The 975-nt window shown below is 76.1% G+C and carries 1 protein-coding gene; it reads right to left on the minus strand.

What is annotated here, in order from left to right; all coding sequences use genetic code 11:
• Nucleotides 1–104: 104 nt before the first annotated feature.
• Nucleotides 105–752 carry a class I SAM-dependent methyltransferase gene (locus C6N75_RS29325; RefSeq protein ID WP_105871864.1) on the minus strand — a complete coding sequence of 216 codons (648 nt, stop codon included), beginning with the start codon at nucleotides 750–752 and terminating at the stop codon, nucleotides 105–107.
• Between the last annotated feature and the right edge of the window lie 223 nt (nucleotides 753–975).

Raw genomic sequence — 975 nt, forward strand, 5'->3', positions numbered from 1 at the left:
GGCTGGGGGGACGAGGGGCGGGGGCTGTCGTCGTCGTGCACCCGCGCATGCTACGGGTCCGCCCCCCGCGGCCCTTGGAAGGCCGCGGCCGGGGAAGGCCCGGATCAGACGCCGGGGCCGGTCCGGCGCAGCACGCGCAGCGAGTCGGTGACCGAGACCTCGGCGAACGCGCCGGAGGCCAGGGCCCGCTGGTGGATGCGGTAGGGGGCCTGGCCGCCGTCCGCCGGGTCGGGGAAGACGTCGTGGATGACCAGCAGCCCGCCGACGGCCACCTTGGGCGCCCACCCCTCGTAGTCGCCGGTGGCGTGCTCGTCGGTGTGGCCGCCGTCCACGAAGACCAGCCCCAGCTTGCCCGCCCACACCCGGGCCGCCTGCGGGGAGCGGCCGACCACCGCGACCACGTGCTCCTCCAGACCGGCCGCGTGCAGGGTGCGGCGGAACGCCGGCAGCGTGTCCATCAGCCCGACCTGCGGGTCCACCAGCTTCGGGTCGTGATACTCCCAGCCCGGCTGCTGCTCCTCGCTGCCCCGGTGGTGGTCCACGGTCACCGCGACCGTGCCGGCCGCCCGGGCCGCGTCGGCCAGCAGGATCGTGGAGCGCCCGCAGTAGGTGCCGACCTCCAGCAGCGGCAGCCCCAGCGCCGCCGCCTCGGCGGCCGCCGCGTACAGCGCCAGCCCCTCCCGTACGGGCATGAACCCCTGGGCGGCCTCGAAGGCGGCGAGCGTCTGCGGCCCGGGTGCGGCGGCGGCCATGGGGTCCTCCTGCGTGGTCGGCGGTAGCGGGACCATGCTGCCGTACCCGCCGGTAGCCCCCGCGCGCGGGCCCCGGCACCGAGGGGGGCCTAGGACCATCGTCCCGGAAGGTCCCGACGCAGGAGGGTGTAGGGAGCATCGACCACCTGCGACCATGGAGCGCATGCCCGAGCCCCGCCCCGACACCGCGCTGTCCGCCCCCTGTCTCTTATACACATCTCCC

Origin of the sequence: Streptomyces solincola, assembly GCF_002982015.1 — a bacterium.
Classification (GTDB): domain Bacteria; phylum Actinomycetota; class Actinomycetes; order Streptomycetales; family Streptomycetaceae; genus Streptomyces; species Streptomyces solincola.

Excerpts from the sequence above, each read along its gene's own strand:
- C6N75_RS29325 (WP_105871864.1), bottom strand. The coding sequence starts at position 752 with ATGGCCGCCGCCGCACCCGGGCCGCAGACGCTCGCCGCCTTCGAGGCC.